Source organism: Micromonospora sp. NPDC047644, from assembly GCF_040704315.1.
GTDB lineage: Bacteria > Actinomycetota > Actinomycetes > Mycobacteriales > Micromonosporaceae > Micromonospora.
On the sequence record NZ_JBEYSY010000019.1, the window covers coordinates 66,549 to 93,131 of the forward strand.

Consider the following 26,583-nt stretch of genomic DNA (forward strand, 5'->3'; position numbering starts at 1 on the left):
TGTGTCCCGCACTGTCACGCGAGCGTGACGGTGTGACCACCGGACGTGCGGCTCGTGTCGCCCGACCCGCTCAGTCCCCGACCGGCTCCCGCCACATCGGCCAGAACGGCGTGCCGTCGGGCACCCGGAACGGTTCGCCGGCCAGATAGCCGTGCTTCGCGTACAGGTCCCGGCTGCGCGGGCTGCTCGCCTCCAGGTACGCCGGCATCCCGTTGGCGTCCAGCCAGGCGTGGTGGTGGCGCATCAGCGCGCTGCCCAACCCCTGACCCTGCCGATCGGGCCGGGTCGCCAGAAAGGCGAGGTGGTGGTGGTCCGGGTGCGGATGGTTCGCCGCGAACAGCTCGTCGAGGTGCTGGAACCGGTCGGTCCACTCGCCGCAGGCGGCGGCCAGTCGGGCGTCGTACTCCGCGGGCGGCGGCGCCGGCTCACCGACCGACGGAAACCAGACCGCCACCGAGGCCCGGTCCTCGGTGGCGTGGACCATGCCGTGCCGCATCGCGTGCTCGACCAGGATCTCGAAGTCCCCGGCCAGCACGGCCTCCCGCTTGCTCGCGTCGGGGACCAGCCAGTACGTCACCTCCAGGACGGTGAACGCCTCGGCGATCCGGGCCGCCACGAGTGAGGACTCCTGCGGCCCGAGCCGCTCGATGACCACGCTCATCGGTTCACCTCCACGGCGACCGGCGCCTCCGGCCTGGTGACGGCCGCGGCGCTCGCCGCGCCCAGGCCGATCCGGGCGTACGTGTCCGGGCGGCTGCTGCGCAGCAGCAGGGCCCAACCGATGCCCAGCAGGGCAGCCACCGGGTACGCGGCGGGCAGCGCCCACCGCAGCGGGGAGTCCGGCTCGACGCCGAGCAGGTTGGCGAAGTTCGACACGGCCAACCAGATGATCACGAAGAGCGCGATGGTGGCCAGGCCGGGCGCGATGGCCCGTCGCCAGAGGTTCTCGCCGCTGGCGGAGCGGGCGAAGTAGGCGATCACCGCCACCGAGGTGGTGGCGATCAGCAGCAGGACGCCGAAGCCGCCCGTGGTGCCGACCCAGAAGAACAGCTGCACCACCGGCTCCCAGCCGTTGACCGCGTACAGCGCGATGACGAGCAGCCCGAGGACGCTCTGCGCCACCGACGCGGCCCGCGGCGCTCCGGTGCGGGCCGAGGTCTTTCCGAACACCGCCGGCAGCACCCGCTCCCGACCGAGCGCGAACGTGTACCGGGCCGTGGTGTTGTGGAACGAGATCATCGCGGCCAGCACCGAGGTCAGGAAGAGCACCTGCCCGATGGTGACCATCGTGTCGCCGAGCTGCGCGCCGGCCAGGTTGAAGATCAGCTCGACGCCCTGCGTGCCGGCCTCGGCGACGATCTGGTCCTGACCGACGGCGACCGTCATGCTCCAGGACGACAGCGCGTACAGCCCGGCGATGATCGCCACCGAGAGGTAGGTGGCCAGTGGCACCGTCCGCTTCGGGTCCTTGCTCTCCTCGCTGAAGACCACCGCCGACTCGAAGCCGACGAAGCCGAGGACGGCCAGCACCAGCACCGCGCCGACGCCCGACACGAAGAGGTTGTCCGGCGAGAACGAGGCGAAGCTGACCTGACCGTCGGCCGGGTTGCCCAGCTGCCCCAGGTCGAAGACGAGAACCACCACGACCTCGGCGACCAGCAACGCGGCCAGAACCATGCCGTTGAGGTCGACCCGGAGCAGGCCGAGCAGGCCGACCAACGCCCACGCCACCAGGGCCACGACGGCCCAGTGGGGGTGCCCGCCGAACAGCCGGTCGAGCACCGGCTGGGCCGCCGCGCCGATGGTGCCGTACAGCCCGACCTGGAGCGCGTTGTACGCGATCAGCGCGACCCAGGCCGCGCCCACGCCCGCCGGTCGGCCGAGCCCCCGGGAGATGTAGGCGTAGAAGGCGCCAGCGTTCTCCACCCGGCGCGACATCGCCACGTAGCCCACCGAGAAGAGGGCGAGGACCGCCGCGATCAGCAGGAAGGCCAGCGGGATTCCGGTCACCCCGATGACGCCGTAGCCGGTGGTGACGACGCCTGCCACCACGGTCAACGGCGCGGCGGCGGAGAGCACGAAGAAGATGACCGACGGGATGCCGAGGCGACCTCGGGCCAGGGCTTCGGAGACGTTGCTGGGTCGTTCGACTGTCGATGTCGGGGGCATACGACTACTCCGATCGTCGAGGGGGGAGGGTTGGGGGTTACCGGAGAGGGATCAGGGGATGCCGCGCAGCACGGCGGCGCCGACGGCGGCCTCGGTGTGCCCGACGAGTTCCTTGAGCGGGGCCGGCAGCGCGGGGATGAGGACGTTCAGCCGGTGGTGCGCCCGAGGGCCGGCGCTCCACAGCACCTCGCGGGTCAGCCCGGCGGCCACGACCAGGCCGAGCAGCAGGGCGTCCGGCACGCCGGGTGGATCCGGCCGGTCCAGCAGGGCCCGGAGGCGGGTGGCCGGCCAGGCCACCGCGTTGAGGTCGATCGGCAGGTAGCTGACCGTGGTACGCAGCAGTCGGCGGCTCTCCTGGCGGCGCAGCACCCCGGCGCGGGCCAGCCGTTCCCCCACCGACGCCGTCGCGCTCTGCGCCAGGAAACTCAGCCAGGTGCGCAGCTCCCGGTGTTGGGACTCGCCGATCAACTGGTCCAGCACCGTGTGCGCCAGGGCGTCGGCTGGCGGACGCCGGTCGATGACGGTGACCTGGCCGGCCATGACCGTTATGTGTCCGTAGAGGATCAGTTCGCCGAGGAGCCCGCCGGCCAGCCCGAGCCCGGTCGCCGCCGGGTGCAGTTTCGCCTTACCGCGACTGTCGTTGTGGGCGATCAGGAAGAACTCGTCGGCGATGAGCAACGGTCCTCCCGACAGGTGTGTCCACAGTGTTCGCAACCGGGAAAGGATGCACCGACAGCTACTGCAACGCAACTCCCAGATTTGAAAGTTGCACTCCGTGCATCTGCGACCTGCGGATCTTGTCGTGGCAGACTCGGACGGTGACCGCCACCCCCACCGTCCGACCCGCCGCCAGCCCGACCGTGCGGCGTCGCCGCATCGCCCGGGAGCTCCGCCAGCTACGGGAACGCGCGGGCATGACCCTCGATGTGGCCGCCCGTCAGCTCGACATGTCGAAGAGCAACCTGTCCCGGATCGAGACCGCGCAGATCGGCATCAAACCGCGCGACGTCCGGGCCGCTCTCGCGCTGTACCAGGTGACCGGTTCGGATGCCGAGGCGCTGATCGAGATCGCCCGGGGGGCACAGCAGCGCGGCTGGTGGCAGAACTACAGCGACGTCCTCCCCGAGTGGTTCGAGTTCTACGTCGGGCTGGAGGCCGAGGCGGCGGCGCTGCGCACGTACGAGGCCGAGTCGGTGCCCGGACTGCTGCAGACCGAGGCGTACGCCCGGGAGATCTTCCGGCGCACCGCCGGCGAGGACGGGCTGGAGCGCAAGATCGCCGCCCGGCTGCGCCGGCAGGAGGTGCTGCGCCGCGAGGACCCGGTCGTGCTGTCGGTGATCCTCAACGAGGCGGTGCTCCTGCGCCCGGTCGGCGGCACCGCGGTGATGGCCGAACAACTGGTCCACATGAGCCAGGTCGCGCAGCTACCCAACGTAACAATCCAGGTACTGCCCTTCACCGCTGGCGGGCATCCCGCGATGAGTACCCCGTACGTGATCCTCAACTTCGCCGAGGCCGCCGACGCGTCAGTGGTTTACCTGGATAACCTCACGATGGGGCTGGCTCTGGAAGAAGCCGATCATGTGCTCGGGTATAGCCTTCTGCACGAGGAGCTGTGCCGGATGGCGCTCGATCCGGCGGCGTCGTTGACCCGTCTTGAGCATGCTTCTCGTAACTTTGCGTGACCGCTTCTGCGGCACGCCGACGCAGACGAGAGGTACCGCGGATGACGGCGTACGACCTGACCCGAGCGGACTGGCGCACCAGCACGCGCAGCAGTGGCAACGGCAACTGCGTGGAGGTCGCGACAGTCGACGGTCAGATCGCCGTTCGGGACAGCAAGGACCGCTCCGGCCCGGTGCTCGCCTTCGGTACGACGGCCTGGCGGGCCTTCGTGCTCGGCGTCGACGAGGTCCGTCGCGCCTGACGCACCCGTCCCGGTGCGAGACTGGGCCGTGCTCTCCGACGTGACCCTTGACCTGCCGGTCCGCCCGGTGCTGCCGGCGCTGGTCGCGGCACTCGACGCGGCCGGCGCCGGTGTGCTGGTGGCGCCACCGGGCACCGGTAAGACCACCCTCGCGCCGCTGGCCGTGGCCGACCGGGTGACCGGCCGGGTGGTGATCGCCCAACCCCGCCGGGTGGCGGCCCGTGCCGCTGCCCGGCGCATGGCCGAGCTGCTCGGCGAGCGGGTCGGTGAGCGGGTCGGCTACGCGGTACGCGGCGAGCGCCGGGTCGGCCCGACCACCCGGATCGAGGTGGTCACCACCGGTCTGCTGGTCCGTCGGCTGCACCACGACCCGGAGTTGCCCGGCACGGGTGCCGTGCTGCTCGACGAGTGCCACGAACGCCAACTCGACGCCGACCTCGCGCTGGCCTTCACAGTGGAGGCGCGCGCCACCCTGCGGCCGGACCTGTGGCTGCTGGCGATGTCGGCGACCCCGGACACCGACCGGTTCGCCGCGCTGCTGGGCGGACCCACCCCGGCACCTGTGGTGCGGGCCGACTCGGCGTTGCACCCGGTCGAACGGATCTGGGTCCCCCCGGCGCGCCCGATCGCCCCACCCGGGGCCGGGCCGGTGGACCGGGCCCTGCTCGACCACGTGGCCGCCACCGTCCGGCGGGCGCTGCGCGAGCACGACGGCGACGTGCTCGTCTTCCTGCCCGGGGCCGGTGAGATCGCGGCGGTCACCGGCCGGCTGGCCGACCTGCGGGACGCTGTCGCGCTGCTGCCCCTGCACGGCCGTCAACGCGGTGCCGAACAGGACGCCGCGCTGCGTCGCGGGGAGCGACGGCGAGTCGTGCTGGCCACCGCGCTGGCCGAGACCAGTCTGACCGTTCCGGGCGTGCGGATCGTGGTGGACGCCGGGCTGTCCCGGGTGCCCCGGATCGACCTGGCCCGCGGGCTGGGCGCGCTGGTCACCGTGCCGGTCTCCCGCGCCGCCGCCACCCAGCGGGCCGGCCGGGCCGGTCGGGAGGCCCCGGGTCACGTCTACCGCTGCTGGTCGGCGGCGACCCACGAGCGGCTGCCCGCCCGCGCCGAGCCGGAGATCGCCACCGCCGACCTGACCGGCTTCGCGTTGGAGCTGGCGGCCTGGGGTCGACCGGACGGTGTCGGGCTCGCGTTGCCCGACGCGCCGCCGGCCGCCGCGATGTCGGTGGCCCGGGACACCCTGGAAACCCTGGGCGCTGTCGACGTCGACGGTCGGATCACGACGCGGGGGCGGTCGATCGCCGCCGCCGGAGCGCACCCGCGGCTGGCCCGGGCGCTGCTCGACGGCGCCGGCCGGGTCGGCGCCGACCGGGCCGCCGAGGTGGTCGCCCTGCTGGCCGAGGAGAGCGCGGCCGGCCCCGGTGACGATCTGGTCGCCGGTTGGCGTCGGCTGCGCACCGGCGTGGACGCCGGCGCGACCGCCCGTTGGCGCACCGAGGTACGCCGGCTGCGGGCCGCGCTGCCCGTCGACGCCCCGCCGAAGGGCCGCACCGACGCCACCGGCCCAGGTGGACTGAGCGACGACCTCGCCGCCGGGCTGCTCGTCGGTCTGGCGTACCCGGAACGGTTGGCCCGGGTGCGGCGGCCGGGCGGCTCGGCGTACCTGATGACCGGCGGGACCGCCGCAGAGCTGGCCGCCGGCTCGGGGCTGGCCGGTTCCGACTGGCTGGCGGTGGCGGTCGCGGACCGCACGCCCGGCGCGCCGTCGGCCCGCATCCGCCGGGCCTCCCCGGTGGACGAGGCGACGGCCCGGGAGGCGGCCGGTCCGTTGCTGCGCACCGGCCGCGAGGTCGGCTGGTCGGACGGGGACGTGGTGGCCCGGGAGGTGACCCGGCTGGGCGCGATCGAGCTGGTCCAGCGGCGGTTGGACCGGCCGGACCGGGCGGAGGTGGCCGCCGCGCTGCTGACCGGCCTGCGCCAGGACGGGCTGGGGCTGTTGCCCTGGACGCCGGCGGCGCGGGCGCTGCGCGAGCGACTCGCGTTCCTCCGGCACCACCTGGGCGAGCCGTGGCCGGAGGTGGGCGACGACTCGTTGCTCGACGCCGCACCGACCTGGCTGGGCCCGGAGCTGGCCGCCGCGCGACGCCGGACCGACCTGGCGCGGGTGGACGTACCGTCGGCGCTGCGTCGGTTGCTGCCCTGGGCGCAGGCCGCCCGCCTCGACGAGCTGGCCCCGGAGCGGATCGAGGTGCCGAGTGGTTCTCGAATCCGGCTGGACTACGGCGACCCCGCCGCGCCGGTGCTCGCCGTGAAGCTCCAGGAGACGTTCGGCTGGCCGGCGGCCCCCCGCATCGCCGACGGTCGGGTGCCGGTGCTGTTGCACCTGCTCTCCCCCGCCGGTCGGCCGGTGGCGGTCACCGCCGATCTGGCGTCGTTCTGGCGGACCGGTTACCCGCAGGTCCGCTCCGAGCTGCGCGGACGCTATCCCCGGCACCCGTGGCCGGAGGATCCGGGAACGGCGAAACCCACCCGGCACGCCACGCCCCGTCGGCGCTGAGCGGCGGTCTACTCCTCGACGACGTCGGCCACCACGACTGTGACGTTGTCCGGCGCGCCGGCGTGCAGGGCCAGGTCGATCAGCTTGGCGGCGCAGGCGTCCCGGTCCGGATAGCCGCTGAGCACCTCGGTGAGGGTGTCCGGGCGAACCACGTTGGAGAGGCCGTCGCTGCACAGCAGCCAGCGGTCGCCGGCCCGGGGCACCATCGTCGCGTACGACGGGGAGACCTCGTCACCCTGCAACGCCTGGGTGACCACGGCCCGGCGCGGGTGGCTGCTGGCCTGGTCCGCGGTGATCACGCCCTGATCCACAAGCATCTGGACGAACGTGTCGTCCCGGGTGACCTGCTTGAGCACGCCCTCGCGGAAGAGGTAGGCCCGGGAGTCGCCGACGTGCGCGAGCGCCAGGCAGCTGCCGGTACGGGCGAAGAGCAGGGCGGTCAGCGTGGTGCCCATGCCCTGGCGCTCGGGATCCTCGGCGACCGCCTGCCGGATCCGCGAGGTGGCCAACGCGATGCCGCCCTCGAGCGCGGCCACCAGGGCGTCCTCGGGTGTCTCCACGTCCAGCGGGGCGACCGCGTCGATGGTGAGGGCGCTGGCCAGGTCGCCGGCGGCCATCCCGCCCATGCCGTCGGCGACGGCGACGAGCCAGGTGCCGGCGTGCAAAGCGTCCTGGTTTCCGCTGCGGATCAGCCCACGGTCGCTCGTTCCCACGGAACGCAGCTTCAGGGTCATGGGTGGCAGCCTGCCAGGCGAAGGGCGCAGTTGTCTCTAGGAGATCAGGACGACGGCGCGTGGCGCGGCCAATCTCACGTCCGGGTGGCGGCGCTCGGAGGGTGCCGCTCGGGCTGGCCGCCCTCGTCGGACGCCGAAACCCATCCAACCAGATCAATTGACAGGGCGTGCCGGCACTGGAAACATCGAGCAGACACCTGGGAGCGCTCCCAGGATTTTTGCAGCTCGTGCCACCACCACTGTCCCGCTTCCCGTCCCGGAAGGACTCCCGTGACGCCATCCCGACGCCGCCTCCTGCTGGCTGCGGCGACCACTCTGGCCCTCACCGGCGCGGGCGCCGGCGCGGCCCACGCCGACCCACCACCGGACGCCCCCGAGCAGATCGACAACGGCGACTTCAGCGAGGGGGTGAGCCCCTGGTTCTCCTTCGGCACCGGCGCGCTGGCGGTCACCGACGGCCAGCTCTGCACGACTGTCGCGGGCGGGCTGGCCAATCCATGGGACGCCGGCATCGGCCAGGACGGCGTGCCGCTGATCGCCGGTGCCGAATACACCCTCGGCTTCGACGTCTCCGCCACTCCCGGCGCCGCGGTCAAGGCCGTGTTGCAGCTCGGCAGCGCCCCGTACACCACGTACGCGGCCGTGGACGCCACCGCCACCGCCACCCTCCAGCGGGTCGAGCAGACCTTCACCGTTCCGGACGACAACCCCAACGCTCAGCTGATCTTCCAGGTCGGCGGGGCCGCCCAGGCGCAGACCATCTGCCTGGACGACGTCTCGCTGCGCGGCGGCGAACCGCCCGAGCCGTACGTGCCGGACACCGGGCCACGGGTGCGCGTCAACCAGGTCGGCTACCTGCCCGGTGGCCCGAAGAACGCGACTGTCGTCACCGAGGCCACCACGGCGCTGCCCTGGCAGCTGCGCAACGGCACCGGAACCGTCGTGGCCAGTGGCACCACCACCGCCCGCGGCGTCGACGCCGCCTCCGGGCAGAACGTGCAGACTGTCGACTTCTCCAGCTACCGCACCCCCGGCACCGGGCTCACGCTCACCGTCGACGGTGAGACCAGCCACCCGTTCGACATCTCCGGCGCCCTCTACGACCAGCTGCGCTCCGACTCGTTGCAGTTCTTCTACGCCCAGCGCAGCGGCATCGCCATCGACGGTGACCTGATCGGCGACGAGTACGCCCGGCCCGCCGGTCACCTCGGCGTGGCACCCAACCAGGGCGACACCAACGTGCCCTGCCAGCCGGGTGTCTGCGACTACTCCCTCGACGTGCGCGGCGGCTGGTACGACGCCGGCGACCACGGCAAGTACGTGGTCAACGGCGGCATCGCCACCTACCAGTTGTTGAACACCTTCGAGCGGACCAAGACGGCGGCCACCGCCAACGGCGGCGCCGAACTCGGCGACAGCACGCTGCGGGTGCCTGAGCGCGGCAACGCCGTGCCGGACATCCTCGACGAGGCCCGCTGGGAGCTGGAGTTCCTGCTGCGCATGCAGGTGCCCGCCGGCAAGCCGCTCGCCGGCATGGTCCACCACAAGATCCACGACCAGAACTGGACCGGACTGCCGCTGTCCCCGCAGGACGACCCGCAGCCTCGCGAGCTGCACCCACCGTCGACCGCGGCCACCCTCAACATGGCCGCCACCGCGGCCCAGTGCGCCCGACTCTTCGCCCCCTACGACGCGGCGTTCGCGACCCGCTGCGGCACTGCCGCGAAGACCGCCTACGCCGCGGCCAAGGCCCACCCGGCGGTGTACGCCAGCCCGACCGACGGCACCGGCGGCGGCGCGTACGACGACAGCTTCGTCACCGACGAGTTCTACTGGGCGGCGGCCGAGCTGTACCTGACCACCGGGGCGCAGAACTACCTGGCCGACCTGACCGCGTCACCGCACCACACCGGGAACGTGTTCGACGCCCGGGGCTTCGGCTGGCAGAGCGTGGCCGCGTTGGGCCGCCTCGACCTGGCCACCGTGCCGAACGGTCTGCCCGCCGCCGACCTGGCCCGGGTTCGCGCCTCGGTCACCACGGCCGCCGACACGTACCTCGCCGAGCTGCGCCGGCAGGCGTACGGGCTGCCGATGCCCGGAGACGCCAACAGCTACTTCTGGGGCGGCAACAGCAACGTCATCAACAACGCGGTGGTGCTGGCCACCGCCTTCGACCTGACCCGCAACGTCGCCTACCGTGACGGGGCCGTGCAGGCGATGGACTACATCCTCGGCCGTAACGCGCTCAACATCTCCTACGTCACCGGGTGGGGAGAGCACGCCGCGGAGAACCAGCACAGCCGGATCTTCGGACACCAGCTCAACCCGAGCCTTCCCCGACCGCCCGCCGGCTCCCTCGCCGGTGGCCCGAACGCGGCCCTGCAGGACCCGTTCGTGGCGAAGCTGCTGGCCGGCTGCGAGCCGATGTTCTGCTACGTCGACGACATCAACTCGTACTCGACGAACGAGGTGGCGATCAACTGGAACTCGGCGCTGACCTGGATCGCCTCGTTCCTGGCCGACCAGGGTGACGCCGGCGCGGTGCCGGCCACCACCTGCACGGCGCGCTACACCAACTACGGCGCCTGGCAGGGCGGCACCGGGTTCACCGGGCAGCTGACCATCCAGAACACGGGCACCACCGCCGTCAACGGCTGGAGCGTGCGCTTCGCGTTCACCGGTGACCAGCGGGTGCGCGAGGCGTGGCTGGCGAAGGTCACCCAGTCCGGTGCGACGGTGACCGCGCGCAACGAGTCGCACAACGCCAAGATCGCACCCGGCGGCAGTGTGATGTTCGGCTTCAACGCGACGACGGCCGGCGGCGCCAACCCGAGCCCCGGCCTGGTCACCGTCAACGGGGCAGCCTGCTCGCTGACCTGACCGACGTCCTGGTGGCCGCCCGGGGAAGGGCGGCCACCAGGACAGCACGTTCCGCGCGGCCGGCGGGTCAACCGCCGGCCGCGTTGTGCTCGGCCACCAGGCCCGGGAGTTCGTCGAGCGAGTCGATCCGGAACAGGCACCGTTCGGCCACCGTGGAGGCGTCGAGGATGTGTCCCCACGGGCCGCGTCGGATCAGGCACGTCCTCAGGCCCGCCTCCAGGGCCGGGCGCACGTCGTTGTCGGGCCGGTCGCCGACGTACAGGATCGACGACGCGACACCACCGCCCGCGGCGACGACCCGCTCGAAGAACACCGGCGACGGCTTCGCCACACCCCACCCGTGCGACGTGCCGATCACGTCCACCGGAAGGTCGAGATCGCGCAGGGTCGCCGCCGCGTGAGCCGGCTGGTTACCGGCCAGCCCCACGAACAGGCCCTGGTCCTTCAAGGACTTCAGGCATGCCCGCGCGTCCGGGTAGAGATCCTCCGCGTCGAACGACTCCGGCTGGCCGGCCGCCGCCCGGCGCTCCAGCTCGACGGCAAGGTCGAAGTCGGGCCGGAAGACCCGGAACGTCTCCTGATAGTCCAGACCCCGGGCGATCACCGCACCGAAGACCGCCGAGAAGGTGTGCCGGGGCACGCCGAGCCAGTCGGCCCAGGCAGCGAACTCGTGGGACTCGTCGAGGATCGTCCCACCAACATCGAAGATGACAGTCTTAATCACGTCCGTCCCCCGTCGACGCTCACACCGTCGGTGCAGCTTAGACGGGCTACGCGCAGCCGGCCGGCTTCGATGATCACTTGGTGGGTGGCCCCGGAACAGCGGCGTCGGTGTGGCCTCGCACAGGCCGGTTCGGGGCGCGCCAGCGGATGTCTACGGCTGGCGCTGTCGAGCTGATGACGTGAACGAATCACCGGCGAGCGGCAAAACCGTTGGAACGGACGCGCCGAGTGAGCCATGGTGACGCCATGGACGGCAGCGGGCTGGTTGACGATGATCTGGCGGGCGGTGGACCGACCGGTGGTGAACGGACTGGCGGCGATCTGACTGGCGCGGAGGGTCGGGTGTGGGCGGCGATGCCGGCCGGGTCCCGCACCGCACTGTCCGGGCTTTCCGGCGCGGACCTGCGCAGTCTGCTGTTGAGCGTGGCTCGCGACCGAGCGGCGACAATGCGTCCGTGCGACGTGGTACGGCGGTGGCGCGAGGACCGCTTCGTCCGCCCGGCCCGCGCCGACCCGCGTGTGCTCGCGCGGGTGGAGGCCCGGATGTGGCAACTGCTGCCCGCCGACGTCGCCGGGGTGGAGCTGTCACCGGTCGTACCGGTCGGCGCCTGCTCCGCTGTCGCCCCGGTCAGCCAGAACAGGATCGTCACCACGATGCGCGCCAGCGAGGTGCTGAGCGATCCCACGAACGCCCTCGCCATCGAGGCGGCGGTACGTCGCCGCCGACAGAGCGAGGTGCACCTGGCCGCCGCCCATCGGGTGCTGCGGGCACAGGACTTCGGCGGCGGCGCGTCGGCGCACTTCCGGCTCTTCGCCCTGGTGTCCAGCGCCCGGGACACCGGCTCGGGCGACACACAGGCCCGGCTGCTGGTCCGGCACCTCACCTACTGGCAGACCGTCCTCGCCGATCTGGCACCGGCCGCCGCGCCGCAGTTGCACGTCACCACGTTCGACGACGAGACCGTCCGGGAGCGGCTCGCCGACACCGTCCGGCCGGCGCTGGACGCAGGCGTGGTGCCGCTGGTGGACGAACCGGAACGGTCTCGCGGTCGCGGCTACTACACGGGTTGCGCCCTGCGGATCACCGTGCTGAACGGCAGCCTGGAGATCGGCGACGGCGGCCTCACCGACTGGACCGCCCGGCTGGGCGGCGACGCGAAGGAACGCTGCCTCGTCTCCTGCCTCGCCACCGAACGTCTCGTCGACGCCACAAGCCGCTGAGCCAGGTGGCGCACGATCTGCAGGCCGGCTGTGACGGATGCCCCACCCGGTGGGGCATCGACATGCGCCCGTCGCCTCTACGGTCGAGAGGTGGGCACCACGGCGCGGGTCGACGGCCGCTGGCGGTGGCTCTCGCCGCTGCCGCCGCCCGGTCGGCTGCGCACTCTGTCGCTGGCCACCCTCGCCAACACGGTCGGCACCGGGCTGTGGGTGACGGGCGCGGCGCTCTTCCTCACCCGCACGGTGGGGCTGACCCCGACCGAGGTGGGGCTCGGGCTCACTGTCGCCGGCCTGGTCGGGCTCACTGCCAGCGTGCCGCTCGGCGGGCTGGCGGACCGGCGTGACCCCCGGGGCCTGCGCGCCGTCCTGCAACTGGCGCAGGCGGTTGTCGCCGCCGCGTACCTGCTGGTCGGCGCTTTCCCGGTCTTCCTGCTGGTGGCCACACTGGATGCTCTGCTGATCTCCGGCAACCTCGCCGTCCGCGCCGCGCTGGTCGCGGCGGTGGGCGGCCCCGAGGGCCGGGTGCACGCCTTCGCCACCCTGCGCGCGGTGGCCAACCTGGGCGTGGCGCTCGGTTCGGGGCTGGCCGCGTTCGCGCTGGTGGCGGACACCGGGTGGGCGTACCGGCTGCTGGTGGTCGGCAACGTCGCCACCTATCTGGTGTCGGCGGCGCTGATCATGCGACTCCCGGCGTACCCGCCGGCCCGGCGACCCCTGCGCCAGAGAGCCGGCCGGGCGTTGCGCGACGGGCCGTTCCTCGCGGTCTCGGGAGCCTCGGCGGTGCTCTCCGTGCATCAGGTGGTGTTGACGCTGGTACTGCCACTGTGGGTGGTGGCGCACACCGGTGCGCCTCTGGTGACGGTCTCCGCCCTGCTGCTGGTCAACACGCTGCTCACCGTGCTGCTCGCCGTCCGGCTCAGCGGGAGCGCGCGGCACGCGGTGCCGGCGGCGGCGACGATGCGCCGGGCCGGGCTGGTGCTGGCGGCCGGGATGCTGCTCTGGGCCGCTACCGCTGTCGTGCCCACCGCGGTGGCGGTCGGCCTGCTGCTGGGGGCGACGGTGATCTACACGATGGGCGACCTGTGGCACGCCGGGGCCGGGGCGGCGCTGGCCTACGACCTCGCCGCCCCGGACGCCCTCGGCGCCTACCAAGGGGTCGACGGACTGCTCGCCGGGCTGGTCCGCGCGGCCGGCCCGGCCCTGCTGACCTGGTTGATCATCGACGGCGGCCCGGTCGGCTGGCTGGCGCTGGCGGGGTTGCTCGCGCTCACCGGCCTCGCCGTGCCGCCGCTCACCAGACGGGCCCTGGCCCACCACGCCGCACGCGCTGACCGCAGCGAGCCCGCCGACCGGTCACCACACCCGGGCTGATCGTCAGCCGATCTCCTCGTCGACGAAGCACCAGCGCCAGGCCTCACCCGGCTGCGCCGAGCGGATCACCGGGTGGCCGGTGGACGCGAAGTGCTTGCTGGCGTGCTGGTTCGGCGACGAGTCACAGCAGCCGACCTGCCCGCAGCTCAGGCAGGTGCGCAGGTGCACCCAGTAGGTGTCGCCGATGGCGACGCAGTCCGCGCACTCGTCGGGGGTACGCGGCTCGGCGGCACCGGCCTCGGTCAGGTGCTGACAGCTCACTTCTCAACCTCTCGCAGCAATGACTCTTCCAGGTCCAGGTCACGGTAGGCCTGCACCAACACTTCCTCAGGAATCCGACCGGAGTCCCGGGCCGCCCGGAACACGTCCCGCTCGGCGTCGATCATCTCCTGCCGCAGCCGACCGTACGCCTGTGACGGGGTCTCCCGCTCGTCGCCGCCGAGTCGTTCCCACGCCATGTTGGTGCGGTCCTCCACCGCTCGGCGCAGCCGGTCCACCACCGCATCCGGTGCGCCGTCGGCCAACTCGTCGAGGCGGTCCTGGGCGGCCTTGCTGGCCTGCTGCTGCACGGCGGCCGCGGAGAGCGCGTCCTGCACCGGGTCGTCCGCTGGCAGCTTCAACCGGCGGGCGACCATCGGCAGGGTGGCGCCCTGGCCGACCAGGGTGAAGACGATCACGGCGAAGGCCAGCCAGATCAACAACGCCCTGGGGTACGACTCGCCGCCGGCCAGGGTCAGCGGCAGGGCCAGCGCGGCGGCCAGGGTGACCACGCCCCGCATCCCGGCCCAGCCGATGATGATGGGGAACTTCGGTGACGGTCGGGCGTCACGGCGGCGCACCCGGGGGACCAGCCGGGCCAGGTAGGTGGCCGGGAAGAGCCAGACGAACCGGGTCAGGAAGACGGTGGCCAGCACGGCGAAGGTGATCAGGATGAGCGAGCCGATCGGCTCGTCGAGGTCGCGCAGCACCTCCCGCAGTTGCAGCCCGACCAGGAGGAAGACCAGGCCCTCCAGCAGGAAACGGACCAGCCGCCAGAACGCGCCGATCTGCAACCGGGACGCCGCCGACAGCAACTGGGGCAGTTTGTGCCCGAGCACCAGGCCGGTGACCACCACGGCGACCACACCGGAGGCGTGCAGGTGTTCGGCGGTGAACACCACAGCGAACGGAATGATCAACGACAGCGCGTTGTCCAGCAGCGGGTCGGTGATCCGCCGGTGCAGGAAGCCGAACACCAGCGCCCCGAGGGCCCCGATCAGGATGCCGCCGCCGGTGGACCGCAGCACCTCGATGGCGATCTTGTCGGCGCCGACGGCCGAGCCGACGGTGGCCATCGTCGCGACCCGCAGCAGCACGAGCGCTGTCGCGTCGTTGACCAGGCTCTCGCCCTCCAGAATGGTGACGACCCGGCGGGGCAGCCCGACCCGACGGGCGACGGCCGTGGCGGCCACGGCGTCCGGTGGGGCGACCACCGCGCCGAGGGCGAGGCAGATCGCGAACGGCAGCTGTGGCAACAGCAGGTGCAGCACCAACCCGACCACGAACGCGGTGAACAACACCAGGCCGACCGCGAGCAGCAGGATCGGCCGGATGTTGTTCTTGAACGCCGGCACCGAGGTCTCCAGCGCGGCCACGTAGAGCAGCGGCGGGAGGATGCCGACCAGCACCAACTCCGGCTCGAGGTGCACCTGCGGGAAGCCCGGCACGAACGAGAGCGCCAGGCCGAGGACGACCAGCACGATCGGCGCGAGCAGGCCGAGCCGGCGGGCCAACGCAGCACCCAGGGTGGCGATCGCCAGGAAGACGACGACCGGAAACAGGCTTTCCATGGGGTACGAGCCTAGGGGTACGCCGGTTCGGCCTCGATCAGCCGCCCGGGCGCAGCTTCGGCAGCACCTCCGCGCCGAACGCGTCGATGAAGCCGCGCTGCTCCTGCCCGACGTGGTGCAGGGCGATCTGGTCGAAGCCGAGCTGGACGTACTCCTCCAGCCAGCCGACGTGCCGGCCCAGGTCCGCCGACACGTTCACCACCTCGGCGACCCGCTGCGCCGGCACGTCGGCGGAGACCACGTCGAAGTGTTCGACGGTTTCCAGGTCCCAGCACACCGGCGGGGCGAAGACGTTGCTGCGCCACTGGTCGTACGCGAGCGCCTCGGCCTGGGCCTGCTCGGCCGCCCAGGAGACGTGCACCTGGAGGTGCAGCGGCCCCCGACCGCCCGCGTCCCGGTACGCGTCGATCATCTCGCGCAGGTGCTCCACCGGGGCGTTCACGGTGATCAGCCCGTCCGCCCATTCGGCGCACCACCGGGCGGTGGCCACGCTGACGGCGGCGCCGACCAGCGCGGGCGGCTGCTCGGGGCGGGTCCACAGCCGGGCCCGATCGACCCGGACCAGACCGTCGTGGCTGACCTCCTCGCCGGCCAGCAGGGCGCGGATCACGTCGACGCACTCCCGCAGCCGGGCGGCGCGCACGTCCTTGCGGGGCCACGCGTCGCCGGTGATGTGCTCGTTGCTGGCCTCGCCGGTGCCCAGGGCCGCCCAGAACCGGCCCGGGTACATCGCGCCGAGGGTGCCGATGGCCTGCGCGATGATCGCCGGATGGTACCGCTGGCCGGGTGCGTTGACCACGCCGAACGGCATGCCGGTGGCCTGCAACGCCGAGCCCAGCCAGGACCAGGCGAAGCCGGACTCGCCCTGCCGGGCGCTCCACGGCGAGAAGTGGTCGGAGCACATGGCGGCGTCGAAGCCGGCGCGCTCGGCGTGGATCACCGCCTCCAACAGGGCGCGTGGACCGATCTGCTCATGCGAGGCGTGAAACCCGAACGACGTCATGGGCACACTTCCTACCCACGTCCGCGTCGCCTGATGCGTGCGCTATTCCGCGTGCGCCCCCGCGCCGGCCGAGGCGGCGCCCTCGCCCACCCAGACCGTCTTGGTGTTGCAGAACTCCCGCATGCCCAGCGCCGACAGCTCCCGCCCGTACCCGGAGTTCTTCACGCCGCCGAACGGCAACTCGGGGTACGAGGTGGTCATCCCGTTGACGAAGACGTTTCCGGCGTCCAGGTCGGTGGCGAAGCGCTCCTGCTCGGCCGGGTCCCGGGTCCAGGCGTTCGAGCCGAGCCCGAAGCTGGTGCCGTTGGCGACCTCGATCGCCTCCTCGTACGACGAGACCCGGAACAGGCCGGCTACCGGGCCGAAGACCTCCTCGGACCACATCCGCATCTGCGGGGTGAGGTCGGTGACCACTGTCGGCGGGTAGAACCACCCGTCGCCGTTCGGGGGCTCGCCGCCGCAGAGCACCGTCGCCCCGTTGTCGACCGCGTCGCTGACCTGGGCGTGCACCTCGTCGCGGCCACGCTGGCTGGCCAGCGGCCCGACGTCGGTGTTCGGGTCCATCGGGTCGCCGACGCGCAAGGCGGCCATGTTGGCGGCGAACTTCTCGGCGAAGGCGTCGAACACGTCGGTGTGCACGATGAACCGCTTCGCGGCGATGCAGGACTGGCCGTTGTTCTGGCAGCGGGCGGTGGTGGCGACCTCGGCGGCCCGGTCCAGGTCGGCCGAGGGCATCACCACGAAGGGGTCGCTGCCGCCGAGTTCGAGGACGGTCTTCTTCAGCTCCCGCCCGGCGATCTGGGCGATGGACCGGCCGGCGGGCTCGCTGCCGGTGAGCGTCGCGGCGCGTACCCGGGGGTCGCTGAGGATGTGGTCGACGGCCTCCGAGTCGACCAGCACCGTGGTGAATGCCCCCTCGGGAAAGCCCGCTCGCCGGAACACGTCCTCCAGCAGCAGCGCGGTCTGCGGCACATTCGAGGCGTGCTTGAGCAGGCCGGTGTTGCCGGCCATCAGCGCCGGGGCGGCGAAGCGCATCACCTGCCAGAGCGGGAAGTTCCACGGCATCACCGCGAGCACCACGCCGATCGGCTGGTAGCGGATGAACGCCCGGGTGGCCTTCACGGCGTCGGCGTCGGCGGGCTCGTCGGCGAGGAACGCCGGGGCCTTGTCGGCGTAGAAGCGGGCGGCGGTGGCGCACTTGGTCACCTCGGCCTGCGCCGCGACGTACGTCTTGCCCATCTCCGCGGTCATGATCCGGGCGATCTCGTCGCGCTCGGCGTCCAGCAGGTCGGCTGCCGCGTTCATCCACTGGGCGCGCTGGTCGACCGTCGTCGCCCGCAGCTGGTGGAACGCGAGGTCGGTGCGCTCGATGGCGTCGTCGAGTTGCTCGGTGGACATCGCCTCATAGGTCTTGAGCACCTGTCCGGTGGCGGGGTTGGTGGTGGCGATGTGGGGCATTCCGTCCTCCTGTCACTCGAACAACGAGTGTCGTACGCCCGGCTCCTCACGGCGGCGGGCGGCGCGGCGGCGCTGGATCACGACCAGGTCGACCACGGCGACCACGGCGAAGATCGCGCAGAGTACGCCGAGCCAGGCGATGCCGGCCCAGAACGCCAGCACCGCGAAGAGCACCATGATCACCAACCCGAAGCTGGCGAGGGTGAGCCGAAGGTTCAACGCGCTGTTCGCATGGCCGACCGTCCCACGGGCGCGCCGGGGCTGCGATCTCGTCATGCTCAGGGAGCTACCCCCGATCGCCGGCGTTAACCGGTTTCGGACACCTCGGTCAGTCGCGCCAGGCACCGGTGCCGCACCGGCCGGTGCATCGCTCGGCTGGTGTGCTCGATTACATCCGTTCGCACCGTAGCCCCGGTCGACCGCAGGATGGGCGTATGTCAATGACCCTCGCCGTGCCGGTGACCGTCTCCATCGCCCGCCGCGTCGATCCCGGCCGGGCCAGCGAGATGGTGGCATGGATGCGGGCCGGCACGGCGCTGGCCGAGGCGTTCCCCGGGTTTCTCGGCGCCGGCTGGGTGCAGAGCGGTCCCGGTTCGCCGGAGTGGCACATGCTCTACCGCTTCGCCGACGCCGAGACGCTGCGCCGGTGGGAGGAGTCGCCGCAGCGGCACTGGTGGCTCAGCTCGGCGCAGGGCATCGTCGAGCACACCCGGGTGGAGCGGCGTACCGGGATCGAGGGCTGGTTCGACCGGCCGCTGGAGCACTCGGTGGACCCGGTGGAGCCGGCTCCGCTCCCGTCGCCGCCGCGCTGGAAGCAGGCGGTGACCATCTGGCTGGCGTTCTTCCCCTTGAGCCTGACCGCCACCCTGTTGACGAGCCGCTTCCTCGACGCGGTGCCGCTGGCGGCCCGGGTGCTGCTGATGACGCTCTGCCTGACCCCGCTGATGACCTATCTGGTGTTGCCTCGGATCACCCGGGCGTTGCACTGGTGGCTGCACGGTCAACGGGCACCGTGGCGGGACGCATAGCACCTCTACGGCTTCCGTGTCGGCACTCTGCCGCATACCCGACAGCAACTTCCCGGCCAACCACATCCTGCGCATAGAGTTACCGCGCTGTCGCTCTGTGCTGCGGGAACGGGAGACGTCATGCCTCGACGCTGGGTCGCCGCACTGGCCTGTCTCGCGGCGCTGGTCGCACTGGCATGCGAGGGCGGCAACTCGGCGGAACCCCGCCCCACCACGAGCACCAGGCCGCCGACCGGGCCCGGCGGCATCGCCGCCCTCGGCGACTCGATCAGCACCGGCTTCGCCTCCTGCCTGGTGCTCACCTCCTGCGAGCGCAACTCCTGGTCGACCGGGGACGGGCTGCGGGTGCAGAGCCACTACCGGCGGCTGCTCGAACAGGATTCGGCGATCCGCGACCGGACGTACAACCATGCCCGTCCCGGCGCCCGCGCGGACGCCCTCGCCGGTCAGGCCCAGGCGGCGGTACGCGACCGCGCCGACTACGTCACCGTGCTGATCGGCGCCAACGACGTCTGTCGGGGCGCGGTGGACGCGATGACACCGGTGGCGCAGTTCCGGGCCGACGTCGACAAGGGGCTGCAGGTCCTGCGGACCGGCCGGCCCAAGGCCCGGGTGCTCGTGGTGAGCATTCCCGACCTGTACCGGCTCTGGGAGGTCGGGCACGACGACGAACGGGCCACCCGCGCGTGGCGACGGGGCATCTGCCCGGCGCTGCTGGCCGAGGCGACCTCGACCGCACCCGCCGACCGGGCGCGCCGGGCCGCCGTCCGGGACCGGATCGACGCCTACAACGCCGAGTTGAAGGCGGCCTGCCGGGCGTACGGATCACGGTGCCGGCACGACGGCGGCGCGTTGCACAAGGTCCGGTTCACCCTGGACCTGCTCAACCCGCTGGACTGGTTCCACCCCAACGCCACCGGCCAGGGCCGGATCGCCGAAGTGACCTGGCGCGCCTCCGGCCTGGCCGGCTGACGACCTCCGACGGGCCGTCAGGGTTGGCGCGGCGCCGGGGCGGCGTTGCCGCGGGAGCCGTAGAGGGCCCGGGACCGCTGGGCGAGATCCTTTGTGGCCGACGAATTCGCCCAGGTGCCGAGCACGATCGCCGCACCCGGGACGATCTTGGCGACCATCCGTTTCGCGGCCCGGACGCCGGCCATCTGGGCCAGCCGAACGCCGAGCTGCAACATGACCCGACCCAGCGGACGCTGGCCGCCCAGACCGAAGAGCGCGTCGGCGCGTTCCCGCCCGGCGGCCACGCCGAGCGCCAGCCGGGCGCTCTCGGCGACCTTGTGCACCCGCTGGAGCACCAGCAGGTCGGTGGCCCGGTCGCTGTGCAGAGGGTCGACGCCGTACGCGGCGGCGATGTGCAGGGCCATCCGCGCCTGGGTCCAGGCCAGCACGCCCACGTCGATCACGGCGCCGGGCAGCCCGGCCGCGCCGGAGACCGCACCGGACAGCCGGGCCAGGTTGACGAACTTGCGGGCCGCCTGGTCGGCCAGGGCGTCGGCGGACACCCCGGGGTGCTCGGCCCGGGCCCGGGCGGCCCACTGCACGGCCTCCGGCCCCAGGCGGCGCACCGCCTCCAGGGCAAGGTGCTCCGGCGCGTACTGCGGGTCGTCACGCATCCGGTCCCAGAGCCGGGCCGGCGGGCCCTCGGGGGCGTCCACCGGCCCGGCCGGCAGGTCGACGGACGGCTGCGGAGTAGGGACGGCGGGCTGACCGCCGACGGGCGGGGTGTCGGTCACCAGGTCTCCCCAGGGGTGGAAACGGTGGACAGGGCGGCCGATGGAACGGTCAGCGACGGCGGTTGGACAGCCGGGCCGCCAACCCCTTCAGCTTCTGCTGGTTGCCCGGCTTGGCCATCTCGCGACGACCCCGCTCGACCAGCTGCTGTCCCTTCGGCGATCTCAGGAACGTGGTGATCCGCTGCATCAGTGACATGGCGTCCTCCTGTCGATGGTCCCGTAGTCATGTGTACCCCGAACCTGCAACACATGTACCCGGGATGCGACAGCCTCAACCCTGACCGTCCATAGTGGGCGGTAGGTTACCGCCCCGCCGGCACGATGGCGTCAACGACCCGGGTGGCTCGCCACTCGTGCTGCTGGTAGTGCTCGGGGTACGCGGAGACCTGCACCGCCTGCGCGGCGTCGGTGAGCCGCATCCGCTGCCAGCCGGGCACCTGCTGCAGCGCGCTGAGGAACTGCCGGGTGGCGAACTCCGGGTCCATCAGCTCCCCCACCGGGCCCCAGCCGCTGCTGGAGCGCTGCTGGAACAACCCGACCGAGTCGTGGTCCCAGCCGACGCCCTGGTGCGGATAGTCCTGCGACTCGGGCAGCACGCCACTGGCAACGTTGTAGAGGTTGCTCTCCTGCATGGCGGTGGCCACCGCGATCACCAGACCCCGGCGCGGCACCCCCATCTTGCGGCCGGTACGGACGATCGCCTCGGCGTTCTCCATCTGGTCCTCGTCCAGCCCGGCGACGGGCGCCGGGTCGGTCGGGCGAGCCGGGGCGACCTTGCGGGCCGGGGCGCTGGTGTCCGGGTCGGCCGGGCTCGCCGCGGCGGACGGGGCGGAGGCGGAGGCGCTCGGGGCAACCGTGCGGTCGAGGGACCGGGAGGCGCGCTGCTGTTCGGCGCGCTGCGCCAGCTCCGAGCTGGAGAGCGATCCACCCCGGGTCGCCGCGTCCGCGTCCTCGTTCCGAACCTGGACGACGGCTGTCAGACCGAGGCAGCACACCACACCGGTGGCCAGCGCCAACTGTGCCCGGCGTCGACCGGTCAGGTCCCGGGCGTACGCCCGGAGCCGGGTCGCGGCGGTTGTCCGTTCGGTTGAGGTGCCATCCTCCGTATCGGTAGTGGGGCTACTCGGGGCGTACGGGTCGTCGAGGGTGCCGTCGTCACGCATCAACCGAGGCTAGGCAGGTGGAAACCCCGATCACGCACGGTGATCACGTGGCGCTCGACACAGATCGGGGCCGTACTGGCGGACGACCCGGGCGGGGTGACCCGCCCGGGGAACGGACCTCGCGTACAGGATGAACCCGGCGTCGCACGCGGACCTGAACGCACCAGGACAGGACGTCGTATTCCACCCCTGAAGCCAACATGATCGACAAACTCGGCCTTTGGGCTGAACCACCCCTCGGCCGTTCGGCCACGAGGCTCGGCCTGGTGGCGTAAACAGACGATTAGTCCGGTCACGCCCACCACCCGGCCAACGGATCGCCCGACGCAGGAATGCGCCAGGATGGCGGGTACGTTGCCCGAACGGGTGCCCTCCGTCGCGACGGCACCCCGCAGGCACATTTCAGGGAGGTCCGCACCGGTGCTCGACCCACACGAGCTCTACCAGCTCACCGACGATCTGCCCGACCTCGGGCAGCCGGTCCTGATCCAGGCCCTCACCGGGTTCGTGGACGCCGGAAACGCCAGCCGACTGGCACGTGAGCAGCTACTCACCTCGCTGGAGGGTCGGCCGATCGCGACGTTCGACGTCGACCAGCTCTTCGACTACCGGTCGCGACGACCGGTGATGACCTTCGTCGAGGACCACTGGGAGAGCGTCGACGCGCCCAAGCTGGAGCTGCACCTGCTGCGAGACGACGACGAGACCCCGTTCCTGCTGCTCACCGGCCCCGAACCCGACCTGCAGTGGGAGCGTTTCGTGGCCGCCGTGGCCGGGCTCGCCGCCCGGCTGGACGTCCGGCTCACCGTCGGGCTCAACTCGATCCCGATGGCGGTCCCGCACACCCGGCCGACCGGGGTGACAGCGCACGCCACCCGCCCCGAGCTGATCGCCGGCTACGAGCCGTGGTTGCAACGCGTCCAGGTGCCCGGCAGCGTCGGTCACCTGCTGGAGTTCCGCCTCGGCGAACAGGGCCGCGACGCGCTGGGCTTCGCCGCCCACGTGCCGCACTACGTGGCGCAGACCGAATACCCGGCAGCCGCCGAGGTGCTGCTCACCTCCGTGTCGCGCAGCACCGGGCTGCTGCTGCCCGGCGACGGGCTGCGCTCGGCCGCCGAGGTGGTCCGGGTGGAGATCGACAGGCAGGTGGCGCAGACCGACGACGCCGCGGCCCTGGTCCAGGCCCTGGAGGAGCAGTACGACGCGTTCGCCCGAGGTCGGGGCGAGAAGAGCCTGCTCGCCCCGGATGCCGGCCCACTGCCCACCGCCGACGAACTCGGCGCCGAACTGGAACGGTTCCTGGCCGAACAGACCCGTCCCGGCGACACCCCGGCCGGCTGACCCGGCGTCGCGGCGGCGAATGCGGCAGGCTGAGGGCATGCGCCTGGCGACCTGGAACGTCAACTCGGTGAAGGCCCGCCTACCCCGGCTGCTGGAGTGGCTGGCCGACACCGGGCCGGACGTCGTCTGCCTGCAGGAGACGAAATGCCCCGACGGCGCGTTCCCGGTCGCCGAGGTCGGCGCGCTGGGCTACACCGTGGCCAGCCACAGCGACGGCCGGTGGAACGGGGTGGCCATCCTGTCCCGGGTCGGGCTGGACGACGTCCGGGTCGGGTTCGCCGACGAGCCCGGCTTCCCCGAGCCCGAAGCCCGTGCCATCTCGGCCACCTGCGACGGGGTGCGGGTCTGGTCGGTGTACGTGCCCAACGGCCGGACGCCGGAAGACCCGCACTACGCGTACAAGTTGGCCTGGTTCGGGGCGCTACGCGACGCGCTCGACGCCGAGCTGGCCGGCGGTCTGCCGCTGGCGGTCTGCGGCGACTTCAACGTCGCCCCGACCGACGCCGACGTCTGGGACCCGGCGGTCTTCACCCACGCCACGCACGTCACCCCGGCCGAGCGGGCAGCCCTCGCGGAGCTGCGCCACCTGGGCCTCAGCGACGTCGTGCCCACCCCGATGAAGGGCCCGCACCCCTACACCTACTGGGACTACCGGGCCGGCATGTTCCACCAGAACAAGGGCATGAGAATCGACCTGGTGTACGCCTCCGCGCCGTTCGCCCGAGCGGTCCGCTCCGCGTACGTGGACCGGGAGGCCCGCAAGGGCAAGGGCCCCTCCGACCACGCGCCGATCGTGGTCGACGCTGACCTGGTGCCAGCGGTCGAGACCTTCTGATCCTGGCTAAGGTGGGCAGATGGCAGTCGTGAAGATCAACGCAATCGACGTCCCGCCCGGTGGCGGCGCGGAGTTGGAGAAGCGGTTCGCCGCGCGCGCCGGAGCGGTGGAGAACTCCCCCGGCTTCCTCGGCTTCGAGCTGCTCCGCCCGGTGGCCGGCGAGACCCGCTACTTCGTCTACACGAAGTGGGAGAGCGAAGAAGCGTTCCAGGCGTGGGCCGCCGGCCCGTCGCGCGCCGCCCACGCCGCCTCCCCCGGCGACAAGCCTCGTCCCCCGGTCTCCACGGGTGCCAGCCTGCTGGAGTTCGAGGTGGCCCTGCACGTCCCCCAGCCCTAGCCGGGCGCCGATCGCCGAGGGTCACCGCAGCGGTCCGGAACCCGTCTCACGGAATGAGGAGGGCCTTGCCGGGGATCGAGCGCGCCTCCATCTCGCGGTGAGCCTCAGCCGCGGAGGACAGCGGGTACTCGCGTGCGATCACCGGGCGTATCCGCCCCTGAGCCGCCTCGGTCAGGGCCCTGCCCGCGAGCCGCACCATCTCCGGCGCCTCGAACTGAACGTCCACGATGCCGTGTACGTCGATGCCGCGCGCCTGCGCACTTTCCAGGTCCACCGTGGCGAACTCGCCACTCGCCGCCCCATGGGCCGAGACCCGCCCGCCACCGGCCACCAGATGAACGGCGTCGCTGCCGAGTTTTCCCCCGACACCGTCCAACAGCACATCGACAGACAGACCGCCAAAGGCTTCGCGTACCGCGTCGGTCCATCCGTCACCCGTGTAGTCGACGACAGCGTCAGCGCCGAGCCGTCGTCCAGTGTGAGCTTGTCCGCGCCACGGGCCGCTCCCACGACCTGCGCACCGAGACGGTGTGCGAGCTGAACGAGCAGCGTTCCCATGCCGCCCGCGGCCCCCAGGATCAGGACCCGGTCGCCCGGCTTGACGTCGACACCGTCGATGATGCCCATGGCGGTCACCCCGTCGTGTGCGAGAGCAGCCGCTTCCCGCAGACTCAGTCCGTCAGCGACCGGCACCAGCCGGTCGACGCTGGCCCGAACCAGTTCAGCGTATGAACCCCGCGTCCCGGCACCCGCGACGACCTGGCGGCCAAGCCAGGACGCAGAGACGCCTGGACCGGTGGAGACCACCGTTCCCGCCGCTGCGCCGCCCGGTACGTACGGCGGGGTGACACCGAACATCTCACCCCAGCCACCGCGGATCTGAGTCTCAAGGTAGATCGTGTCCACGGCCTCGGCGCGAACGATGACCTCCCCCTCCCTGGCCTGCGGATCGGACAGGTCCACCAGGATCAGAACCTCTGGACCCCCGTACTCAGAAACCTGGATCGCCCGCACGTATGTCTCCGATCAGCCGCGGTCCAGTGCTTCGGATCCGCTTCCATACCTCGTGTCAGCGACGCTAGGACCTGAATGCTGGTTGAAGTCAAATCGCGCCGGACCGGCTGTCGCCGTTGATAGCGTCGAGGCCGAGCGGTAGTCGGCCACCAGTCGCCCTGCCAGCTATTCCACGCCGTTCGGTCAGGGCGCATCCCAAGGCGCGGGGGACCCTGGTCATGTTCGACGGTTTCGAAGAGTTCGACATCGACACGCCCGGCGCGAGGATCCACGGGCGCCGGGGCGGAAGCGGGCCGCCCGTTCTGCTGCTGCACGGCATTCCCGAGACGCACCTCATGTGGCACCAGGTCGCGCCACGGCTCGCCGAGAAGTACACGGTCGTCGCCACCGACCTGCGGGGCTGGGGCGACAGCGGCAAACCGCCGAGCACAGCGGATCACGAGCCGTACAGCATGCGCTCGATCGCCCGCGACCAGGTCGAGGTGATGCGGAGCCTGGGCCACGAGCGGTTCCGGCTCGTCGGTCACGATCGGGGAGCCCGCTGCGCGTACCGGCTCGCACTTGACGAACCGGACGTCGTCACCCGACTGGCCGTCATGGACGTGGTGCCCATCGGAGACGTCTACGACCGCGCCGACCGGACGTTCAGCCTCTCCTACTGGGTCTGGTCCTTCCTGGCCGCGCCGGCGCCGGTGCCCGAGCGGTTCATCGCCGCGGCGCCCGCGGTGCTCGTCGACTTCATGCTCGACACCTGGCCCGAGGTGAAGGACGCCTTCCCGCCCGACGTGCGGGCGGCGTACGTCGAGCAGTTCAGCGACCCCGCGACGGTGCACGCGATCTGCGAGGAGTTCCGCGCCGCCGCGACGCTCGACTACCAGCACGACGAGGCGGACCGGGGAAACCGGAAGATCACCTGCCCGGTGCTGTTCCTCTGGAGTCAACACGGCCAGGTCGCGAAGCTCTACGACGACCCGCTCGCGATCTGGCGGGAGTGGGCCGACGACGTACGCGGCGAGCCGGTCCCGGTCGGGCACTTCATCCCTGAGGAAGCCCCCGACGAAACCACCCGCCAGCTGCTGGCCTTCCTGAGCTGATGCCAGGCTGACTGGGGGCACCGTCGGCGGCTTGATCCACTCGGGGTCAGCGAAACCGGGGTGTCCGGGCCGGTCCGACACCCCGACTTCAATGATCCCGAGTCGATCAAGCGGCGGCGGCCGTGCGGCCCGGCAGGTCCCAAGGGCGTGC

The 26,583-nt window shown here is 72.1% G+C and carries 25 protein-coding genes and 1 pseudogene; 12 read left to right on the forward strand and 14 right to left on the reverse strand.

The window, feature by feature from the left end:
- Positions 1–70: 70 nt before the first annotated feature.
- From AB0877_RS27440 to AB0877_RS27450, 3 genes are read right to left on the reverse strand one after another with little or no spacing between them, the layout of a single operon-like run.
- Entirely contained in the window at positions 71–661 is a 591-nt protein-coding gene (locus tag AB0877_RS27440; RefSeq protein ID WP_366612457.1) for a GNAT family N-acetyltransferase, read from the reverse strand.
- Positions 658–2,169 carry an APC family permease gene (locus tag AB0877_RS27445; protein ID WP_366612458.1) on the reverse strand — a complete coding sequence of 504 codons (1,512 nt, stop codon included), beginning with the start codon at positions 2,167–2,169 and terminating at the stop codon, positions 658–660. Before AB0877_RS27445 ends, AB0877_RS27440 begins: the two co-directional genes overlap by 4 nt.
- 51 nt (positions 2,170–2,220) lie before the next feature.
- A complete protein-coding gene (locus tag AB0877_RS27450) occupies positions 2,221–2,847 on the reverse strand; it encodes a GPP34 family phosphoprotein (protein ID WP_366612511.1) in 627 nt (208 codons plus the stop codon).
- A 182-nt stretch (positions 2,848–3,029) separates the two neighbouring features.
- On the opposite strand from AB0877_RS27450, the gene AB0877_RS27455 reads away from it, so the two are divergent.
- The 3 genes from AB0877_RS27455 to hrpB are packed head-to-tail and all read left to right on the forward strand — an operon-like array spanning position 3,030 to position 6,656.
- Positions 3,030–3,854 (forward strand): helix-turn-helix transcriptional regulator, encoded by an 825-nt coding sequence (locus AB0877_RS27455; protein ID WP_366612512.1) that lies wholly within the window; start codon positions 3,030–3,032, stop codon positions 3,852–3,854.
- A gap of 41 nt (positions 3,855–3,895) precedes the next feature.
- Positions 3,896–4,096 (forward strand): DUF397 domain-containing protein, encoded by a 201-nt coding sequence (locus AB0877_RS27460; RefSeq protein ID WP_366612459.1) that lies wholly within the window; start codon positions 3,896–3,898, stop codon positions 4,094–4,096.
- Positions 4,097–4,124: 28 nt separating this feature from the next.
- Positions 4,125–6,656, forward strand: a complete 2,532-nt coding sequence (gene hrpB / locus AB0877_RS27465; protein ID WP_366612460.1) for an ATP-dependent helicase HrpB — start codon at positions 4,125–4,127, stop codon at positions 6,654–6,656.
- 8 nt (positions 6,657–6,664) lie between these two features.
- Here hrpB and AB0877_RS27470 read toward each other — a convergent pair whose 3' ends face one another.
- Positions 6,665–7,390, reverse strand: a complete 726-nt coding sequence (locus tag AB0877_RS27470; protein WP_112583436.1) for a protein phosphatase 2C domain-containing protein — start codon at positions 7,388–7,390, stop codon at positions 6,665–6,667.
- A 270-nt stretch (positions 7,391–7,660) separates the two neighbouring features.
- Here AB0877_RS27470 and AB0877_RS27475 point away from each other — a divergent pair, with 270 nt between their 5' ends.
- A complete protein-coding gene (locus AB0877_RS27475; protein WP_366612461.1) occupies positions 7,661–10,270 on the forward strand; it encodes a glycoside hydrolase family 9 protein in 2,610 nt (869 codons plus the stop codon).
- A gap of 67 nt (positions 10,271–10,337) precedes the next feature.
- Here the strand turns inward: AB0877_RS27475 and AB0877_RS27480 are convergent, their stop codons facing one another.
- Entirely contained in the window at positions 10,338–10,994 is a 657-nt protein-coding gene (locus tag AB0877_RS27480) for an HAD family hydrolase (RefSeq protein WP_366612462.1), read from the reverse strand.
- Between the two features lie 245 nt (positions 10,995–11,239).
- Between AB0877_RS27480 and AB0877_RS27485 the strand changes: the two genes are divergently transcribed.
- Together AB0877_RS27485 and AB0877_RS27490 are read left to right on the forward strand one after the other, a co-directional pair.
- On the forward strand, positions 11,240–12,214 hold the full coding sequence (locus AB0877_RS27485) for a hypothetical protein (RefSeq protein ID WP_366612463.1): 975 nt from the start codon (positions 11,240–11,242) through the stop codon (positions 12,212–12,214).
- A gap of 90 nt (positions 12,215–12,304) precedes the next feature.
- Positions 12,305–13,585, forward strand: a complete 1,281-nt coding sequence (locus AB0877_RS27490; RefSeq protein WP_366612464.1) for an MFS transporter — start codon at positions 12,305–12,307, stop codon at positions 13,583–13,585.
- Between the two features lie 3 nt (positions 13,586–13,588).
- On the opposite strand, the gene AB0877_RS27495 is transcribed toward AB0877_RS27490, so the two are convergent.
- From AB0877_RS27495 to AB0877_RS27515, 5 genes are read right to left on the reverse strand one after another with little or no spacing between them, the layout of a single operon-like run.
- Positions 13,589–13,846, reverse strand: a complete 258-nt coding sequence (locus AB0877_RS27495; protein ID WP_091401591.1) for a UBP-type zinc finger domain-containing protein — start codon at positions 13,844–13,846, stop codon at positions 13,589–13,591.
- The gene (locus AB0877_RS27500; RefSeq protein WP_366612465.1) at positions 13,843–15,414 is read right to left on the reverse strand and encodes a Na+/H+ antiporter; all 1,572 of its coding nucleotides are present in this window, start codon (positions 15,412–15,414) and stop codon (positions 13,843–13,845) included. The genes AB0877_RS27495 and AB0877_RS27500 overlap by 4 nt, the downstream gene beginning before the upstream one ends.
- A gap of 37 nt (positions 15,415–15,451) precedes the next feature.
- Positions 15,452–16,417 (reverse strand): TIGR03885 family FMN-dependent LLM class oxidoreductase, encoded by a 966-nt coding sequence (locus tag AB0877_RS27505; protein WP_366612466.1) that lies wholly within the window; start codon positions 16,415–16,417, stop codon positions 15,452–15,454.
- A 42-nt stretch (positions 16,418–16,459) separates the two neighbouring features.
- Complete coding sequence (locus AB0877_RS27510) at positions 16,460–17,875, reverse strand: NADP-dependent succinic semialdehyde dehydrogenase (protein WP_366612467.1); 1,416 nt, start codon at positions 17,873–17,875, stop codon at positions 16,460–16,462.
- A gap of 12 nt (positions 17,876–17,887) precedes the next feature.
- The gene (locus AB0877_RS27515; RefSeq protein ID WP_091401582.1) at positions 17,888–18,151 is read right to left on the reverse strand and encodes a DUF6343 family protein; all 264 of its coding nucleotides are present in this window, start codon (positions 18,149–18,151) and stop codon (positions 17,888–17,890) included.
- Positions 18,152–18,309: 158 nt separating this feature from the next.
- Here AB0877_RS27515 and AB0877_RS27520 point away from each other — a divergent pair, with 158 nt between their 5' ends.
- Both AB0877_RS27520 and AB0877_RS27525 read left to right on the forward strand, forming a co-directional pair.
- Entirely contained in the window at positions 18,310–18,903 is a 594-nt protein-coding gene (locus AB0877_RS27520) for an antibiotic biosynthesis monooxygenase (RefSeq protein WP_366612468.1), read from the forward strand.
- Positions 18,904–19,023: 120 nt separating this feature from the next.
- Positions 19,024–19,875 (forward strand): GDSL-type esterase/lipase family protein, encoded by an 852-nt coding sequence (locus tag AB0877_RS27525; RefSeq protein ID WP_366612469.1) that lies wholly within the window; start codon positions 19,024–19,026, stop codon positions 19,873–19,875.
- A 17-nt stretch (positions 19,876–19,892) separates the two neighbouring features.
- Here AB0877_RS27525 and AB0877_RS27530 read toward each other — a convergent pair whose 3' ends face one another.
- The 3 genes from AB0877_RS27530 to AB0877_RS27540 form a co-directional block, all read right to left on the reverse strand.
- Positions 19,893–20,648, reverse strand: a complete 756-nt coding sequence (locus AB0877_RS27530) for an EcsC family protein (protein WP_366612470.1) — start codon at positions 20,646–20,648, stop codon at positions 19,893–19,895.
- Between the two features lie 49 nt (positions 20,649–20,697).
- Positions 20,698–20,844, reverse strand: a complete 147-nt coding sequence (locus tag AB0877_RS27535) for a hypothetical protein (RefSeq protein WP_167457721.1) — start codon at positions 20,842–20,844, stop codon at positions 20,698–20,700.
- A gap of 106 nt (positions 20,845–20,950) precedes the next feature.
- Positions 20,951–21,811, reverse strand: a complete 861-nt coding sequence (locus tag AB0877_RS27540; protein WP_366612471.1) for a peptidase M23 — start codon at positions 21,809–21,811, stop codon at positions 20,951–20,953.
- A 420-nt stretch (positions 21,812–22,231) separates the two neighbouring features.
- Between AB0877_RS27540 and AB0877_RS27545 the strand changes: the two genes are divergently transcribed.
- Genes AB0877_RS27545 through AB0877_RS27555 form a run of 3 tightly spaced genes read left to right on the forward strand, consistent with a single transcriptional unit; the run spans position 22,232 to position 24,324 of the window.
- On the forward strand, positions 22,232–23,152 hold the full coding sequence (locus AB0877_RS27545) for a PAC2 family protein (RefSeq protein WP_366612472.1): 921 nt from the start codon (positions 22,232–22,234) through the stop codon (positions 23,150–23,152).
- Between the two features lie 37 nt (positions 23,153–23,189).
- Entirely contained in the window at positions 23,190–23,987 is a 798-nt protein-coding gene (locus AB0877_RS27550; protein WP_366612473.1) for an exodeoxyribonuclease III, read from the forward strand.
- Positions 23,988–24,006: 19 nt separating this feature from the next.
- The gene (locus AB0877_RS27555; RefSeq protein WP_366612474.1) at positions 24,007–24,324 is read left to right on the forward strand and encodes an antibiotic biosynthesis monooxygenase; all 318 of its coding nucleotides are present in this window, start codon (positions 24,007–24,009) and stop codon (positions 24,322–24,324) included.
- A gap of 46 nt (positions 24,325–24,370) precedes the next feature.
- On the opposite strand, the pseudogene AB0877_RS27560 reads toward AB0877_RS27555, so the two are convergent.
- Positions 24,371–24,739, reverse strand: a pseudogene (locus AB0877_RS27560) (zinc-binding dehydrogenase); the annotation flags it as partial.
- Positions 24,740–25,556: 817 nt separating this feature from the next.
- Here AB0877_RS27560 and AB0877_RS27565 point away from each other — a divergent pair.
- Positions 25,557–26,432 (forward strand): alpha/beta hydrolase, encoded by an 876-nt coding sequence (locus AB0877_RS27565; protein WP_366612475.1) that lies wholly within the window; start codon positions 25,557–25,559, stop codon positions 26,430–26,432.
- Positions 26,433–26,583 lie beyond the last annotated feature (151 nt).

What these genes read in the sequence shown, in the direction of transcription:
- AB0877_RS27440 (WP_366612457.1), bottom strand. Translation starts at nt 661, where the DNA reads ATGAGCGTGGTCATCGAGCGGCTCGGGCCGCAGGAGTCCTCACTCGTG.
- AB0877_RS27445 (WP_366612458.1), bottom strand. Translation starts at nt 2,169, where the DNA reads ATGCCCCCGACATCGACAGTCGAACGACCCAGCAACGTCTCCGAAGCC.
- AB0877_RS27460 (WP_366612459.1), top strand. Translation starts at nt 3,896, where the DNA reads ATGACGGCGTACGACCTGACCCGAGCGGACTGGCGCACCAGCACGCGC.
- AB0877_RS27470 (WP_112583436.1), bottom strand. Translation starts at nt 7,390, where the DNA reads ATGACCCTGAAGCTGCGTTCCGTGGGAACGAGCGACCGTGGGCTGATC.
- AB0877_RS27485 (WP_366612463.1), top strand. Translation starts at nt 11,240, where the DNA reads ATGGACGGCAGCGGGCTGGTTGACGATGATCTGGCGGGCGGTGGACCG.
- AB0877_RS27500 (WP_366612465.1), bottom strand. Translation starts at nt 15,414, where the DNA reads ATGGAAAGCCTGTTTCCGGTCGTCGTCTTCCTGGCGATCGCCACCCTG.
- AB0877_RS27505 (WP_366612466.1), bottom strand. Translation starts at nt 16,417, where the DNA reads ATGACGTCGTTCGGGTTTCACGCCTCGCATGAGCAGATCGGTCCACGC.
- AB0877_RS27510 (WP_366612467.1), bottom strand. Translation starts at nt 17,875, where the DNA reads ATGCCCCACATCGCCACCACCAACCCCGCCACCGGACAGGTGCTCAAG.
- AB0877_RS27515 (WP_091401582.1), bottom strand. Translation starts at nt 18,151, where the DNA reads ATGACGAGATCGCAGCCCCGGCGCGCCCGTGGGACGGTCGGCCATGCG.
- AB0877_RS27520 (WP_366612468.1), top strand. Translation starts at nt 18,310, where the DNA reads ATGTCAATGACCCTCGCCGTGCCGGTGACCGTCTCCATCGCCCGCCGC.
- AB0877_RS27525 (WP_366612469.1), top strand. Translation starts at nt 19,024, where the DNA reads ATGCCTCGACGCTGGGTCGCCGCACTGGCCTGTCTCGCGGCGCTGGTC.
- AB0877_RS27535 (WP_167457721.1), bottom strand. Translation starts at nt 20,844, where the DNA reads ATGTCACTGATGCAGCGGATCACCACGTTCCTGAGATCGCCGAAGGGA.
- AB0877_RS27540 (WP_366612471.1), bottom strand. Translation starts at nt 21,811, where the DNA reads ATGCGTGACGACGGCACCCTCGACGACCCGTACGCCCCGAGTAGCCCC.
- AB0877_RS27550 (WP_366612473.1), top strand. Translation starts at nt 23,190, where the DNA reads ATGCGCCTGGCGACCTGGAACGTCAACTCGGTGAAGGCCCGCCTACCC.
- AB0877_RS27555 (WP_366612474.1), top strand. Translation starts at nt 24,007, where the DNA reads ATGGCAGTCGTGAAGATCAACGCAATCGACGTCCCGCCCGGTGGCGGC.
- AB0877_RS27565 (WP_366612475.1), top strand. Translation starts at nt 25,557, where the DNA reads ATGTTCGACGGTTTCGAAGAGTTCGACATCGACACGCCCGGCGCGAGG.